Origin of the sequence: Pseudomonas sp. WC2401, assembly GCF_041200115.1 — a bacterium.
Taxonomy (GTDB): Bacteria; Pseudomonadota; Gammaproteobacteria; order Pseudomonadales; family Pseudomonadaceae; genus Aquipseudomonas; species Aquipseudomonas fragi.
This window is the reverse complement of the sequence record NZ_CP165623.1, coordinates 32,891-47,076: the sequence shown is the minus strand read 5'-3', so window position 1 is coordinate 47,076 and position 14,186 is coordinate 32,891. Positions and strand designations below refer to the sequence as shown.

Below are 14,186 nucleotides of genomic sequence, written 5' to 3'. Positions count from 1 at the left end.
TATGAACATGAAAGCTGTCATCGTCGTGTGCGGGCTGCTGATGCTGGGCGGCTGTGCGACAGGAGGTCAGAGTAATCCGCCGTGGATGGCCATGGGCGGCAGTTGTACCAAGTTGAGTGGTGACCAGGAGCTGTCGCTGAACCTGGCCGATGACATGGCCAAGGAAGGTAAGCTGCACGCCAGCCTGGCCAACCTGCAAAACCTGCCTCAGGGCTCGGCGCAGGTTCAGCTGCGCAAGGCGCGGATCTATCGCCAGTTGGGTCGCGATGAAGCCGGGCCGCTGTACCAGGGGTTGCTGGGCTCGTGCCTGGCAGCCGAAGGCGAGCATGGTCTGGGCCAGCTGGCAGCGGGGCATGGCGATAACGCCCTGGCGATCACCCATCTGGAGCGTGCGGCACAAATGGCGCCCACCGATGCCAAGATCCGCAATGACCTGGGCGTGGTGTATCTCAATCAACGGCGGGTTGATGAGGCGCGGTTCGAGTTTTTGACCGCGCTGGAGCTCAAGCAGGATGAATCGCCGGCGGCATTGAATCTGGTGACCCTGCTGATTTATCAGGACCAGTGGAAGCAGGCCGCAGAACTGGTAACCCGCGCGGGCCTGACCCCCGAACAGGTGAGTGATGCCCAGTACCGGGCACAAGCTTTGAAAGCTCAAGCCAAGGTCGCCAGCAATCAGGTGGCTGTCGTCAAATAACGCGTTGGAGGTTTGCCATGACTTTATCTATTCGTGTGGGGGTGCTGCTGGCCCTGCTGCCGTTGGGTGCACTGGCTATCGAGCCTGGGCCTACACCCAAAAACCAGCAGCAAACCGAGAACTGGTTGCAGTTGCAGGTGAGCGGCAGCGTCCAGTCGCCCATCCGCCAGACGGCCAGTCCGGCGGAGCGTGAACTCAGCCTGCAGCGTTGGCTGGACAGCTATAAACACGAGATTCCGGAGTACTACGGGCAGAAAGAGGGTGGTAAAGCCAGTCAGGAATAAGCCCTTGCCTGCAAGAACGGGCCCTCACAGGCAGTACGCGGCGCAAGACCTGTGGGAGCGGGCTTGCCCGCGATGGGAACTGTGCGGTGTCACTTGCCTGTCGCGCCAGTTGTATCGCGAGCAGGTCGCACCGCCACAGTGATCGCAGAGTTAATGCGCAGTTTGCCGATGGGCGGTGGCGTTTGGCGACAGCGCCAGAGCCAGCTGGGTACGGTTGTTCATATGGGTCAGGCGCAGTACTTGCGACACATAGAGCTTGACCGTGTTTTCGGTGATGCCCAGGTCGCAGGCAATCTGGTAGTTGGTCTGGCCCTTGCTCACCAGCTTGGCCACGTCCAGCTGGCGTGGCGACAGCTGTTTGAAAATCGTCGGGATCTGTTGCCAGGGGCCTTCACCTGATTCCTGATTGTTCAAGGGGTGGGTGGCGGCTTGCGGAGGGCGGCGGGCGGATTCCATGTCCTGATACAGGTCATCGATGGATTCGGCCAGATACTGCAGTTTCTGGTTCAGGTGGCCCAGCTGATCGCTTTTGTGGCGTTCACGCAAAATGGCTTCCTGACGCTGGATGCCCTCAAGCAGCTCATTGAGGTCGACCGGCTTTTGATAGTAGTCGGCGATACCGATACGCAGGGCCTTGATCACATCCTGTTTGTCGGCACGACCGGTCAGCAGGATGGTTTCAAAGGCGCGCTGCTTGCCCGCCAGTTTTTGCAGGTGCTGGGTCAGTTCGATGCCGTTCATGTCGGGCATGTGCAGGTCGCACAGCACCAGACCGATTTCTGAATCGGCAACGAAAGCATCGATGGCTTCACGGGTTGTATTGCAAGGCACGCAACGGTAACCGCTGCTTTCTAGAAATTCGCACAGTTCTTCGACAATCAATGGTTGATCGTCGACCACGAGCACTTTTATTAGGGGGTTGGACGTGTTCACGCGGTTCTCCTTCCTGGTAAACCAATCAGGGACATCTTGGTCCACTTACTTGCGGCGATTGAATTAAACGTAGACCTACTTTACGACTATGTACAAGGTATTAATCCTTCGTAATGGCTAGCGAAGCAGAGCCATTGTCAGGGTAAACCCCGCGAACAGGAAGGGCGCAAAGGGAAGCTTTTTTGACATTGGGACGTCTTTGGCAAATGGGAGCGTCTTAACTCTTTGATTTATTGACGGCAGTATTTTTGACGCGAAAAACCACCAGATGCCACTACAGATGCCAGCACCGATAACGGTCCCCAGAATTGTCGGACGATCGGTTGCCAGCGCTAGGGCCATCAACAGCTTTACGTCGCCGGCGCCAAGCTTGTTCAGGGCGTAACCGGGCAGTGTCAGTGCCAGCGCGACCAGCAGCGCCCAGCCACCTTCGGCTGCGCTTGCACCGAGCCAGGTGTGACCGGCCCACAGCAGATACAGCAGCGCCAGCGCTGCGCCACCCACCGTCAGCAAGTTGGAAATATGGCGTTGGAGCAGGTCTTGAATGGAGCACGCAACAAACCACAGCAACACAACCGCTAACTGGATCACGTAAAGAGCCTCCGTTTTTTACCAATGATTCTATGATGATATTACTGTCGACAGTCAGGGTAGACGCAGTCATGAAAACAAGACTTGGCAAAAAGCAGAAGGGCGCTGCGGCGATTGAGTTCGCACTGGTGTTCGTGATTTTTTTCGCAGTGCTTTACGGCGTGGTCAGCTACAGCCTGCCGCTGTTGCTGGTGCAGTCATTCAATAATGCGACGGCCGAAGCGGTGCGTCGCAGCATGGCGGTGGACCCGACGGCGGCCAACTATGGCGGGCTGGTGGAGACATTGGCCAAGAACGTACTGAACGAGAAACTGAGCTGGGTGCCGACGGCAGTCAAGGGCAGCCTGGTCCCGGCGGCTACCTACAACGCGACAACCAAGGTGCTGACCGCCAGCGTCACGCTGCCAGCCACGGCGTTGACCTCCATCATGCCGGTGCTCAAATTGGGAATCATCACAGTGCCTAACCTGCCGACAAGTTTGAAAGCCGAATCGAGTGCTCAACTTGTCCCCTAGTGACGGGCTGTTCGGGCGCATGTTGGGACGGACCGACGAGCGCTTGCCTGAATCCAGCGATCCGCAATCACGCACCCATGCGGGTATCCGGCTGATGCTTGATCAGCAGGGGCACGTCATTGAGATCCACGGCCTGCAACGCTACGGCCTGGCCCGCAGTAGCAGCGATGGCTTGCCGCGCCAGCTCCTGAGCTATCTGGTGCCGGGCAGTACCCTGGCCCTTGAGGGCGTACCGGCGGACTGGGTTGGCCACAGCCTTGACCTGGATTTTCAATGCGCGGGGCTGCGCGTGGTGCATACCCGGGGTTGGGTACAGCCCCAGGGCGACGCCTGGCTTTTGCAGTTGCTGGATATCAGTGACCTGCGCCTTGGCAGCGAGCAAGCCCGCAGCCGCGAGCGCTGCACGCAACTGATCCTCAGCCTGGGCGAACAATTGCGCCAGTGCAGTGCTCAGCGCCTGTGCGAGGTGATGCACGAAGCATTGCGCAGCGTCGCCCAGCACGCCCGGGTGCCGTGCATGGCGCTGGCCCTGCGCGAAGACCCGCAGGTTTCCTGGTACATGCACAGCACATATCACGCCTTTGATGCGCCGCAACTGTGGCTGCCCGAGCAAAACCTGGGCAGCTTGCTTGACCCGCTTTGCGCAACGTCGCCCCTGCGTGTCGAGCGCGACGGCAACCCGCGGTTAAACGACTTGTTTGGCAATGCCGACGGCGTGCTGGTGCCTTACAGCGACCAGCAGGGTTTGTGTGCCTGGTTGATGCTGGGGTTTTATCCGGCTTCCCTGCATGGCCCGCAAATGAGTGAAAGCGACTGGATGCAGGTCTGCGCCGCCCTGGCTGCGCCGCTGCTGGACCGTTTGCGTGAGCAGCAGCACCTACAGCAGAGCGAGCGCATGGAGGCCCTGCAAGGCTTGCTCGGCACCGGCTGGTGGGAGTGGTCGCTGAACAACGAGCTGCTGGAGCTGGCCCCGCAACTGGCCATCAACCTGGATGCGGTGGCCGAGCCACAGGCCATGACCCGTCAGGCATGGCTGGCGCTGTTTCACCCGGCCGATCGGGATGAACTCAGCGGTCGCTTCAATGAGCTGCTGGAGCACGGCAAGGAATTATTGCTGTTCGCCCGGTTGCATCAATCCGGGAGCACAGAACCAGCCCGGTGGTACCGGATTCAAGGCCAGATGCTGGGCAGTGGCACCCGGCGGCGTATCGTCGGTTATATGCTGGATGTCAGTGATATCAAGAACCAGCAGCAACAGGTCGCGGCTGCCCATGCGCGGCTGGACAACCTGATCGCCAGTTCCCCGGCGGTGATTTATGTACAGCGCTATGTTGAAGGTGCGCTGGTGCCGGCATTTTTCAGTGGCAGCCTCAAGCCCCTGCTGGGCTGGACGCTGGAAGAATGCACCAGCGAAACCCTGATCGAATGGGTCCACCCCGATGACCGCGAACAGTTTTTTGGCCGTACCCGGCAGTTGCTGCGCGAAGGCAGCGCCCGCAACCGCTATCGTCTGCGCGATCGGCGTGGCGATTATCACTGGCTGCTGGATGAAGCCAAGCTGTTGCGTAACGACCTGGGTTTGCCGGTAGAAGTGGTCGGTTTGTGGCTGGACATAACCGAGGCCACCGAAGCGGCCGAGCGAGTCAAAAACAGCGAGGAGCGCTACCGGATTCTGGTTGAAGACTCGCCTGCCATGATCTGCCGTTACCTGCCCGACCTGACCCTGACCTTCGGCAACCAGCCGCTGGCCAGCTACCTGGAATGCACCACTGCGCAACTGCCGGGCATCAACCTGAGCAGTTGGTTATCCACAGAGCAGCGCGAGGCCTTTGTGCAGCGTATTGCCAGCTTGACCCCCCAGGCACCGGTCAGCACGGCGGAAATCAGCCTGCAACTGCCGGGGCGAGAATATGCCTGGTGGGTGTGGTCCGACCGGGGCATTTTCGACGAACTGGGCAACTTGCTTGAAGTGCAGGCCGTGGGCCGCGACAACACCGAAGTACGCCGCTCCCAGCAGCAACTGACCCACAGCGCGAAAATGGCCACCCTGGGCGAAATGGCCACGGGGCTGGCGCACGAAATCAACCAGCCGCTGAACGTGATGCGCATGGCCGTGGTCAACGTGCTCAAGCGCCTGGGCAATGGCGATGCGCAGATCGACTATTTACAGGACAAGCTCACCCGTATCGACGGCCAGATCCAGCGTGCGGCGCGGGTGGTGGACCACTTGCGGGTGTTTGGCCGTCGTTCTGAAATTGAACAGCAAGTGTTCAACCCGACGCAGGCCATGGAAGGTTCCGTGGCCTTGCTCGGCGAAGGTTTCCGCGGCAAGGGCGTGGAATTGCGCAACGAAGGGCAAGTGTGCGAAGTACAGGTACGCGGGCATGTAGACCAACTTGAGCAAGTGCTGATCAACCTGATGGTCAATGCCCGTGATGCACTCATGAGCAAACGTGAAACCGACCAGGATTTTGCCCCCTGGATAGCCCTGAGTATTGAGTCCGATGGGCAAAGCGTGCGTCTGCTGGTTGACGACAACGCGGGCGGTATCGACCCGCGCCTGCTGGAGCGGATCTTCGAGCCGTTTTTCACCACCAAGCCGATTGGTCTGGGTACGGGGCTGGGGCTGTCCGTGAGTTACGGCATTATCGACAACATGGGCGGGCGGTTAAGCGTCAGCAATACCGCGCATGGCGCGCGGTTTTGTGTGGAATTGCCGGTGGTAGCAGGCTGAATTCAGCGCTGCGCCTTTGATGTGGGAGCGGGCTTGCTCGCGATTCAGGCACCTCGGTACATCTGATATACCGAGGTGATGCAATCGCGAGCAAGCCCGCTCCCACAAGGTATTGCACTCCATCTAGGTCAAAGCACCAGTTGGGCGCGGCCACCCTGGTTGCAGGAGAGGTTGGCATCGACTTCCGTGGCCATGAGGTTAACCCCCAGCAGTGAAAGCAGGTTGTTGATCACAGGGTCGAGCAAGGGGCTTAGAACCCCGGAAATCAGCCCGCCAGCAATGTTGACTACCGCCAGTAGTGTCGCGTTAACAGCACTCGTCAATCCCGTCGCAAGTGCCCCGAGGATGCCTGTGCTATCCACGGGAGCATACAGTTGGATCGGCAAATTGCTCAGCGTGCTTTTCAGGCTGGCCACCACATTGGTCGTCGGACTGGCATTTTTGGCTGCCGGTGGCAGTTTCAGATTAGGCGGCTCCGAGCTTGAGGCAGCAGAAAAAAGCAGGGTGCTTTGGGTTGGCGCAATGGGTAGCTTTGCCATGATCGCAATGCCTCCGCCGCCATAATCTTTTGAAGAGCAAATGAGGGCCAAGCAGGTCTTGCTGACGATGTTCACAATAGGCAGCGGTGTAACCGTTACGGCGGCTGAAGAGGAAAAAGCCTTGCTGCCATCAATGTTGCCGACATTCAAATTGGCCAGGGCCGTGTGTGCCAAAACCGTAAGGCTTTTAGTACCGGTACTTCCCGTAGGGCAGCTATATCCGGTCACCAGCGCATCTGCGCCACCGGCATCCAGATTGACACTGAGGATTAATGGCGGCGGAAGTATTTGAGGGCTGTAGGAAGTACCGATAATGGCCCCGAGCAAGCCTGAAACAAGATCCAGGACTTTGCTCACAAGTGAAGCGACGGTATTGAGAACCGGAAGCTCAATGGTGATTAAAGACCTCACTTGGGCCGTGCGCACGAAAAGCCTGTCCTTGGCCGGGTTGCCGATGGCAGAGAACTGCGGAGGCTCGATTACTTTTACCGTGGTCGTTACCTTGGCCAGCCCCAGCACGTTGACCGGAAGGCTGACGGCAGCAGCATTATTCTTGTTGGCAATTTGAATGGCGGCTTGTATCACTGAAAATAAATTAAGGTTGGTGTCCAGACCGGCAGTTGAAGTTCCGGTTTGCAGTTGTAATAAGTCACCTACTTTGATGGGTGTGTTTTTAATGGCAGCAACTTGTAAGTTGGTCAGTGCTGTTTGTACGTCTGCCGTTGCTCCGTTGAGTTTGGCTACAGTGGCCGCCGCTTTTATAAAGTCAGTCACCGTGGCATTGGTGGTGAGTAGCGTTGTGTAATCCCCTGCCTTGACATTCAAGTTAACGGCCAATTGATTCAAGTACTGCAGTAAGTTGATGTCTGCTTTGACTAAACCGTCCCAGCCTACTGCCGAAATGGCTACGTTACCGCCCAGCAGGCCTGTAAACAGGTTATTGAGCAGCGGCGATTGTGAGGAGTCGACTGTCGCCAGTGTGGTACGAATACTGATTTGCGCGAGCGTCGGCCCCGGCGTTGAGCCCACCGCACTCGCCGTCAAATTGGTATTCAGGTTAAATCCGCCTTTGGAAAACAGGCTCCACAACCCCCCGGCCACGCTGGTAGGCACGGTGGTGGTGGCTATCACCCGGATCGCATCGGACTTGGTCGCATCCGCAGTGAATACCCGTAACTGGCTGCTGTTGGTGCTCAAAGTACCGCAAGTGGTGTTTACTTTTTGCACGCTGCCGGGCGTAAAGCTGTTGCGGGTGGCACTCTGGTTGGCGAAACCGGCAGCCGTACTGGCCCCAGTACAGTTGCCGCCCCGACTCACCGCCTCCAGCACCGCCATATCCGCCACCCGCTGCAACTTGCGTTGCTCCAGGTACAGGCGCCCGCTGTCGACCACCAGCAACATAAACAGCAGCACCATGCCCAGGGTCACGGCAGCCATCAGGCCGATCGCACCACGCTGTTGCCGGGAACCATTAAAACCCATACCGCGTAGTTGGGGAGACATCGAGCACTCCTGATGCTGGAACATTGCCCAGCGCTAACTCTCCAAAGTTTCAGCGAGTGTAGACAAGAAGTGATCAGTGCGCTGGCCAGTTGCCAGTTTTATAGGCGTGCTGTGAACGATTAATCAAAAAAACAGACAGGGCGCTAACTTGCTCACGAAAGTATTAATACCAACTTACTTATATACATCGTGAGCAAGTGAGTGCCGGGCAACTTACTTGGGTGGATAGGTAGCAAGGATCTTGGTCACCGCTTCGCTGATCGCCGCGCTGCGCTCGGCCGGGGTCGGGCTGCTGTCGATGGCTTTTTCGGCACTGCCGCGCCAGACCAGCTTGCCGTCCTTGGCATCGATCAGGTCGATCTGCAGGGTGCCCACCTGGTAGACCACGTTGCGGGTTTCGTTATACATCGGTGCGCCCCAGTAACCTTCCCACGGGCCGCCCCAGTAACCACCCCACGGCCCGCCCCAGGGGCCACCGTAACCGTAGTTGGTCACCACCTGTTCCTGGCGGTTGGCCACGATCAGCCAGGTTTGCACCAGCAAGTCCGGTTTACTGCCTGCCGCCACCGGGCGCAAGCCGCGTTGGTCCAGCTGGCTGCTCACGGCCTGGACAATCCGTTGCTCGGTCAGGTCGCTCCTGAGCATCGGGTTGTTGGGCTGGTATTGCACGGCAGGGTCTTTCCAGGCCCAAGTGCGGAACTGGGCGAAATCGACAGCAGGGTTGTAATCATGGCTGACCTGCATGGTTTCGCAGGCACTGAGCAGCAGGGCCAGGCCCAGTAATGCAATGCGACGAAGCATAATGATTTCTCCACTTCACGATTGAAACTCAATGAGGAGGGTAAGCCTGCACTGCCTTGTTCAGTGATTCGCGCAGGGCGTCACTGCGTTCGCTCAGGCTGCCTTTGCTGCTGGTTTCGGCACTGGAACTCCACACCGGCTGGCCGGTTTTGCCGTCATACAGGTTGAGTCGCACCACCATGACCTCAACCTCGTAAGTGCGGATGACGGGTACGGAGTTGTACATGCCATATTGACTGCCATAGCGGCCGTAACCGCTGCCGTAGCCAGCCCCGTAACCATAGTCGTCCTGCACCTGGCGCAAGCGTTTTTCGGTGTGCAAATCTGCACTGACCCAAAGATCCGCCGGACGGTTGGGTTGTGCCGGGCGCAAGCCGCGCTGGTCGAGGGCATTGTTCACCGCTTCGGCGATTTGCGCCGAGTCGGCCCAGGCCGTGCCAACCGGCAAGCGGCCATTGAGCCAGGCCCAGCTCTGGTAACGCCCGTAATCCCGTGGCGGTGCCGGGTAGGCGCTCAAGTCCAGGGTGTTGGCCGCCTGTGCCGGCGCCGGCGGCATGGGCATGGAGCTAGCGGTGTAAGGGTTGGGGCTCTGGCAGGCGCCCAGCCCCAGGCTCAAAACAATCAAGGCAACGCGGCGATACATGATGGTCTCCCCCGCAGGGCGATTTAAACCGGGCGGCACACCCAATGCAGATAACGTCCCAGCCCGGCAAAGGCAGGATGGCGACGGTGGGCCAGCTCCATTTCAACCAGCGCTTCAAGCTCGGCGCGGGCCTGGAATTCTACTGGCATATAGTCGTGAAATACCCGCACGCCGCTCTGGCTCTCGACCTGCCACAGGCCTTCGAGTGCCGCGGCCAGTTCCCGTGGATCAAGGGGCTGCTGCGGTGTGAGGCTCTGTTTTTCACCGGCCATGTCGTTCTTGCGCATCTTGCGAAAGTGACCCTTGAGCAGGTTGCGATAAATCAGTGCGTCACGATTGTAAAACGCCAGCGACAACCAGCCGTCCTTGGCGGTCAACTGATGCAGCACCGGCAGGATCGCGTGGGGTTCGGCCAGCCATTCCAGTACGGCGTGGCACAACACCAGATCGTAGGGCTCGGTCAGTTGGCCAAGCAGCTCCTGCCACGGCGCCTGAATAAAGGTGCCAGTCTGGCCTGCCTCGGCAAAACGCTGGCGGGCTCCTTCAAGCATCGGCGCGGCGGGTTCGGCCAGGGTCACATCGTGGCCTTGCTGGGCCAGCCACAAAGACATATGGCCCAGCCCGGCGCCGATATCCAGCACCCGCAGCGGGCGTTTTGGCAGGGCTTCCTGCAGGTCGGCCTGGAGCACGGCCAGGCGAATCGCACCCTTGGCGCCACCGTAGATTTTCTCGGCGAAGCGGGTAGCCAGTTGATCGAAGTGACGGTCACTCATTTATTGAAACGCCTTTCATTGTCAGCCAGTTTATTGCGAACCACTTCATTCATGTCCAGCCCCAGTTCGGCGCAGAGCAACACCAGATACAGCACGATATCGCCCACTTCCTGACCGGCGTGGGCGAGCTTGTCGGCGGGGAGCTGGCGGGACTGGTCTTCGGTTAGCCACTGAAAGATTTCCACCAGCTCGGCCATTTCGACACTGGCGGCCATGGCCAGGTTTTTCGGGCTGTGGAACTGCTTCCAGTCGTTGTTATCGCGGATGCGATGCATGCGTCGGGTGATTTCGTCGAGGTTCATTGCAGGTGTGCTCTCCAGAAGGCGCAAAGCTTGCGACCGAACGGGGATTGGTGCAAGTGAAAGGCACGGGCTCACATCACCCTGTAGCAGCTGACGAGCGGAGCGAGGCTGCGTCCGGCTGCGAAGCAGTCGCAGATCCTGAGTACGAGGCTTGTCTGACACACCGCACAATATGACTTCACGACTGCTTCGCAGCCGGACGCAGCCTCGCTCCGCTCGTCAGCTGCTACACAAGGAGGGGATGCCGGTTTAACTGACTGGTCGCCAGTTGCCGACCATATGTACAAGGCCGTCATGCCCGTTGATTTGAAAATCGCCACTGGAACCTGCCTCACTGCTGAGCAAAATCACTTCGCCGGGCAGACGCACCGGCTTTTTGAAGGCGACGACAATCTCTACATTGGCCGCCGGCAGGTGCGAATTGAGTACCGCCAGAGCCCGGGCTTTTATCCACAGGCCGTGGGCAATCGCACTGGGCAGGCCAAACAATTTGGCGCTGGCAGCACTGAGGTGAATGGGGTTGTAGTCGCCCGAAACTTTGGCGTAACGCCGGCCAATGTCGGCGGGTGCATACCAGCGGGTCAGTTCGCTCAGGGCCACCGGCGCAGGTTCGGTGACTTGCGGCAGGTCGCCCGGCAGTTCCACGCCTTTGCACAGCAGGGTGCTTTCGGCCTCCCATAGTGGCCCCAGCAGATCGTCTACCTGGGTAACCACCTCAAAGGTCGCGCCCTTGGGGTGTTTTTGCAGGTTGTGTACATATACCCCGATGCGCAGCTGCGTCACGCTGCCCATCGGGCGCAGCAGGCGGATCCGGTTGGTCAGATGAATCAGCCCCAGCAGCGGGAAAGGGAAGTCCTTGGCCGTCAGCAACTGCATTTGCAGACCGAAGGCCAGGATGTGTGGATAAGTGGGCGGCAGCAAGGGGCTTGGCACCAGCTCGCAAACATCGCGAAAAGCCGCCAGGGCCTTGGGCTCAACCTCGACCCAGCAGCGCAAGCCTTGCTCTGGCAAGGTGCTGCCGGTGATCTTGCGGCGGGCGGCCGCGTGGGCGTACAGCGCTGGCAGGTGCGGCGGGGTGCTGAGGTCGAGCCATTTTACGCTCATGCTTATGCTCCCAGAATGCTTTGCCCGCACACCCGCAGCGCCTGGCCGCTGACCGCACCAGAACCCGGCTGGCCGAGCCAGGCCACGGCCTCGGCGACGTCCTGGGGCTGGCCACCCTGGCCCAGTGAACTCATGCGCCGGCCCGCTTCGCGCAGGGCAAAGGGAATATGCGCTGTCATCTGGGTTTCGATAAAACCGGGGGCCACGGCATTGATGCTGATGCCGCGCTCGCCCAGCAGCGGCGCCCAGGCTTGAGCCAGGCCGATCAGCCCGGCCTTGCTGGCGGCGTAGTTGGTCTGGCCGCGATTGCCGGCAATACCGCTGATGGACGCCAGCAGGATTACCCGGCCGTTATCACGCAGGGTGCCGCTGTCGAGCAGGGCCTTGGTCAGCACTTGTGGAGCATTGAGGTTAACGGCGAGCACCGAGTCCCAGAATTCCGGGGTCATATTGGCCAGGGTTTTATCGCGGGTGATGCCGGCGTTGTGCACCACAATATCGACGCCGTCGGCCAGTTGCCCGATCAGTTGTTCTGCGGCATCGGCGGCGCAGATGTCCAGCGCGATGCTGCGTCCGCCCAAGCGCGCGGCCAGTGCATCGAGATCGCTCTTGGCGGCAGGTACGTCGAGCAGGATTAGTTCAGCGCCGTCCCGGGCCAGGGTTTCGGCAATGGCGGCGCCAATGCCGCGGGCGGCACCGGTCACCAGCGCCTTGCGCCCGGCCAGGGGGCGGGTCCAGTCCTGTACCTGGTTGGCGCAGGCTGTCAGGCGCAGCACCTGGCCGCTAATAAAGGCACTTTTGGGCGAGAGGAAAAAACGCAGTGCGCCCTCAAGCTGCTCTTCGGCCCCCTCGCCGATATACAGCAGTTGCAAGGTGCTACCGTTGCGCAACTCCTTGGCCAGCGACCGGCTGAACCCTTCGAGTGCACGCTGGGCGCTGGCAGCAAAAGGGTCGCTTAATGTTTCAGGAGCATGGCCCAGGATCACCATATGGGTGCAATGTTCGAGATTGCGCAGCAGCGGCTGGAAAAATTCGCGCAGTTGCTTGAGCTGATCGGTGTGCAACAGCTCGCTGGCATCGAACACCACCGCCTTGAGCTTTGGCCCCTGGCCTGGAATCCACGGCGTGGCGTGCAAGGGTGCGGGGCCGTAGCTGAATACGGCATCGGTGAGTTTGCTGGCAAATTGGTTCACGAGGCCTGCCAGGGCGCCGCCGCCAATCAGCAGCGGCCCTTCGACGGGGCGCAGCCGCCCGGCCTGCCAGCGTTCCAGTCGTCCCGGTGACGGCAGCCCCAACGCGCCGACCAGTCGCTGGCCGAGGGATGAGTTGACGAAGTCGATATAACGGTCTGACATGGAACACTCTCCGACAGGTGGGGTTCAAAGGGTTGACCACAAACAGGCCGTGGTCGTTCGTTATCGGCGATAAGGCCTACGCTAGTAACGATCAATGGATTTAAGAGAATAGGGGCAATCGTATGAGTCTGCGTCGTGTAGCAATTATTGGTGGTAACCGTATCCCGTTTTCCCGCGCCAACGGGCCGTATGCCACCGCCAGTAATCAGGACATGCTGACCGCGGCGCTGGAAGGGCTGATCGAGCGTTACAACCTGCACGGGTTGCGCATGGGCGAAGTGGTGGCCGGGGCGGTGCTCAAGGATTCGCGGGATTTCAGCCTGACCCGCGAATGCGTGCTGGGCTCACGGCTGTCGCCGCAAACCCCGGCCTATGATCTGCAGCAGGCTTGCGGTACAGGGCTTGAGGCGGCATTACTGGTGGCCAACAAGATTGCCCTGGGGCAGATCGAGTGCGGGATTGCCGGTGGCGTGGACTCCGCCTCCAATGTGCCGATCGAAATTAATGACGGGCTGCGCAAATGGCTGTTGCGGCTCAACCGCACCAAGGCGCCGATCGACAAGCTCAAGGCGCTGCTGCAGTTGCGGCCGGGCTTTTTGAAACCCGAATTCCCCCGTAATGGCGAGCCCCGTACCGGGCTGTCGATGGGCCAGCACTGCGAGTTGATGGCGCAAGCCTGGAACATCCCCCGGGTTGAACAGGACGAGCTGGCCCTGCACAGCCATCAGGCCCTGACGGCTGCCTATCACGCGGGCTGGGAAGATGACTTGCTCACGCCCTTTATGGGCTTGAGCCGCGACAACAACCTGCGTGCCGACCTGACCCTGGAAAAATTGGCCGCCCTTAAACCGGTGTTCGAGCGCAGTGCCAAGGGCACGCTGACGGCGGGCAACTCCACGCCGCTGACCGATGGTGCATCAACGGTCTTGCTCGGCAGCGAAGAATGGGCCAAGGAGCGCGGCCTGCCGGTTTTGGCTTATCTGCGCGATGGTGAAACAGCGGCTGTGGATTTCGTACACGGTGCCGAAGGTTTGCTGATGGCGCCGGTATATGCTGTCCCACGGCTGCTGGCGCGTAATGGCCTGACCTTGCAGGACTTTGATTACTACGAGATTCACGAGGCATTTGCCGCCCAGGTGCTGTGCACCTTGAAGGCCTGGGAGGACGGGCCTTACTGCAAAAGCCGGCTGGGGCTTGATGCACCGCTGGGTGCGATTGACCGCAGCAAGCTCAACGTCAAAGGCAGCTCGCTGGCGGTGGGCCATCCGTTTGCGGCGACGGGTGGGCGCATCGTGACCAATATGTCCAAGCTGTTGGCCACCGCCGGGCAGGGCCGAGGTTTGATCTCGATCTGCGCAGCGGGCGGGCAGGGCGTTACGGCGATTATCGAACGGTAACGATATAGGTGTGGG

At 59.9% G+C, this 14,186-nt stretch carries 14 protein-coding genes; 5 read left to right on the top strand and 9 right to left on the bottom strand.

What is annotated here, in order from left to right; translation table 11 throughout:
- Positions 1 to 7 precede the first annotated feature (7 nt).
- Together AB3G35_RS00210 and AB3G35_RS00205 are read left to right on the top strand one after the other, a co-directional pair.
- Positions 8 to 697 (top strand): lipopolysaccharide assembly protein LapB, encoded by a 690-nt coding sequence (locus AB3G35_RS00210; protein ID WP_029611737.1) that lies wholly within the window; start codon positions 8 to 10, stop codon positions 695 to 697.
- 17 nt (positions 698 to 714) lie between these two features.
- Positions 715 to 981 carry a DUF3613 domain-containing protein gene (locus AB3G35_RS00205; RefSeq protein WP_016783560.1) on the top strand — a complete coding sequence of 89 codons (267 nt, stop codon included), beginning with the start codon at positions 715 to 717 and terminating at the stop codon, positions 979 to 981.
- 150 nt (positions 982 to 1,131) lie between these two features.
- Here the strand turns inward: AB3G35_RS00205 and AB3G35_RS00200 are convergent, their stop codons facing one another.
- Positions 1,132 to 1,914 carry a response regulator transcription factor gene (locus AB3G35_RS00200; RefSeq protein ID WP_086798943.1) on the bottom strand — a complete coding sequence of 261 codons (783 nt, stop codon included), beginning with the start codon at positions 1,912 to 1,914 and terminating at the stop codon, positions 1,132 to 1,134.
- A gap of 117 nt (positions 1,915 to 2,031) precedes the next feature.
- Positions 2,032 to 2,505 (bottom strand): prepilin peptidase, encoded by a 474-nt coding sequence (locus AB3G35_RS00195; protein WP_086798940.1) that lies wholly within the window; start codon positions 2,503 to 2,505, stop codon positions 2,032 to 2,034.
- Positions 2,506 to 2,576: 71 nt separating this feature from the next.
- On the opposite strand from AB3G35_RS00195, the gene AB3G35_RS00190 reads away from it, so the two are divergent.
- Positions 2,577 to 3,020, top strand: a complete 444-nt coding sequence (locus tag AB3G35_RS00190) for a TadE/TadG family type IV pilus assembly protein (protein ID WP_016783563.1) — start codon at positions 2,577 to 2,579, stop codon at positions 3,018 to 3,020.
- Positions 3,010 to 5,754: an ATP-binding protein gene (locus AB3G35_RS00185; protein WP_369782204.1), complete on the top strand. Its 2,745-nt coding sequence runs from the start codon at positions 3,010 to 3,012 to the stop codon at positions 5,752 to 5,754. The genes AB3G35_RS00190 and AB3G35_RS00185 overlap by 11 nt, the downstream gene beginning before the upstream one ends.
- A 128-nt stretch (positions 5,755 to 5,882) precedes the next feature.
- Here AB3G35_RS00185 and AB3G35_RS00180 read toward each other — a convergent pair whose 3' ends face one another.
- The 7 genes from AB3G35_RS00180 to AB3G35_RS00150 form a co-directional block, all read right to left on the bottom strand.
- Complete coding sequence (locus AB3G35_RS00180) at positions 5,883 to 7,796, bottom strand: pilus assembly protein TadG-related protein (protein ID WP_369782203.1); 1,914 nt, start codon at positions 7,794 to 7,796, stop codon at positions 5,883 to 5,885.
- 213 nt (positions 7,797 to 8,009) lie between these two features.
- Entirely contained in the window at positions 8,010 to 8,597 is a 588-nt protein-coding gene (locus tag AB3G35_RS00175; RefSeq protein ID WP_016783566.1) for a DUF4136 domain-containing protein, read from the bottom strand.
- Positions 8,598 to 8,625: 28 nt separating this feature from the next.
- Complete coding sequence (locus AB3G35_RS00170; RefSeq protein ID WP_016783567.1) at positions 8,626 to 9,240, bottom strand: DUF4136 domain-containing protein; 615 nt, start codon at positions 9,238 to 9,240, stop codon at positions 8,626 to 8,628.
- 23 nt (positions 9,241 to 9,263) lie between these two features.
- Positions 9,264 to 10,013 (bottom strand): methyltransferase domain-containing protein, encoded by a 750-nt coding sequence (locus AB3G35_RS00165; protein ID WP_086798934.1) that lies wholly within the window; start codon positions 10,011 to 10,013, stop codon positions 9,264 to 9,266.
- Positions 10,010 to 10,315, bottom strand: a complete 306-nt coding sequence (locus AB3G35_RS00160) for a nucleotide pyrophosphohydrolase (RefSeq protein ID WP_016783569.1) — start codon at positions 10,313 to 10,315, stop codon at positions 10,010 to 10,012. Before AB3G35_RS00160 ends, AB3G35_RS00165 begins: the two co-directional genes overlap by 4 nt.
- A gap of 249 nt (positions 10,316 to 10,564) precedes the next feature.
- Complete coding sequence (locus tag AB3G35_RS00155) at positions 10,565 to 11,419, bottom strand: MaoC/PaaZ C-terminal domain-containing protein (protein WP_169910375.1); 855 nt, start codon at positions 11,417 to 11,419, stop codon at positions 10,565 to 10,567.
- A gap of 2 nt (positions 11,420 to 11,421) precedes the next feature.
- Positions 11,422 to 12,774, bottom strand: a complete 1,353-nt coding sequence (locus tag AB3G35_RS00150; RefSeq protein ID WP_169906636.1) for a 3-oxoacyl-ACP reductase — start codon at positions 12,772 to 12,774, stop codon at positions 11,422 to 11,424.
- Between the two features lie 122 nt (positions 12,775 to 12,896).
- Here AB3G35_RS00150 and AB3G35_RS00145 point away from each other — a divergent pair, with 122 nt between their 5' ends.
- Positions 12,897 to 14,171, top strand: a complete 1,275-nt coding sequence (locus AB3G35_RS00145; protein ID WP_369782202.1) for an acetyl-CoA C-acetyltransferase — start codon at positions 12,897 to 12,899, stop codon at positions 14,169 to 14,171.
- The last annotated feature ends 15 nt before the right edge of the window (positions 14,172 to 14,186 follow it).

Bases quoted from the DNA above. Each gene is read 5' to 3' on its own strand.
- AB3G35_RS00160 (WP_016783569.1), bottom strand. From the start codon at position 10,315: ATGAACCTCGACGAAATCACCCGACGCATGCATCGCATCCGCGATAAC.
- AB3G35_RS00210 (WP_029611737.1), top strand. From the start codon at position 8: ATGAAAGCTGTCATCGTCGTGTGCGGGCTGCTGATGCTGGGCGGCTGT.
- AB3G35_RS00155 (WP_169910375.1), bottom strand. From the start codon at position 11,419: ATGAGCGTAAAATGGCTCGACCTCAGCACCCCGCCGCACCTGCCAGCG.
- AB3G35_RS00175 (WP_016783566.1), bottom strand. From the start codon at position 8,597: ATGCTTCGTCGCATTGCATTACTGGGCCTGGCCCTGCTGCTCAGTGCC.
- AB3G35_RS00165 (WP_086798934.1), bottom strand. From the start codon at position 10,013: ATGAGTGACCGTCACTTCGATCAACTGGCTACCCGCTTCGCCGAGAAA.
- AB3G35_RS00180 (WP_369782203.1), bottom strand. From the start codon at position 7,796: ATGTCTCCCCAACTACGCGGTATGGGTTTTAATGGTTCCCGGCAACAG.
- AB3G35_RS00145 (WP_369782202.1), top strand. From the start codon at position 12,897: ATGAGTCTGCGTCGTGTAGCAATTATTGGTGGTAACCGTATCCCGTTT.
- AB3G35_RS00205 (WP_016783560.1), top strand. From the start codon at position 715: ATGACTTTATCTATTCGTGTGGGGGTGCTGCTGGCCCTGCTGCCGTTG.
- AB3G35_RS00170 (WP_016783567.1), bottom strand. From the start codon at position 9,240: ATGTATCGCCGCGTTGCCTTGATTGTTTTGAGCCTGGGGCTGGGCGCC.
- AB3G35_RS00150 (WP_169906636.1), bottom strand. From the start codon at position 12,774: ATGTCAGACCGTTATATCGACTTCGTCAACTCATCCCTCGGCCAGCGA.
- AB3G35_RS00190 (WP_016783563.1), top strand. From the start codon at position 2,577: ATGAAAACAAGACTTGGCAAAAAGCAGAAGGGCGCTGCGGCGATTGAG.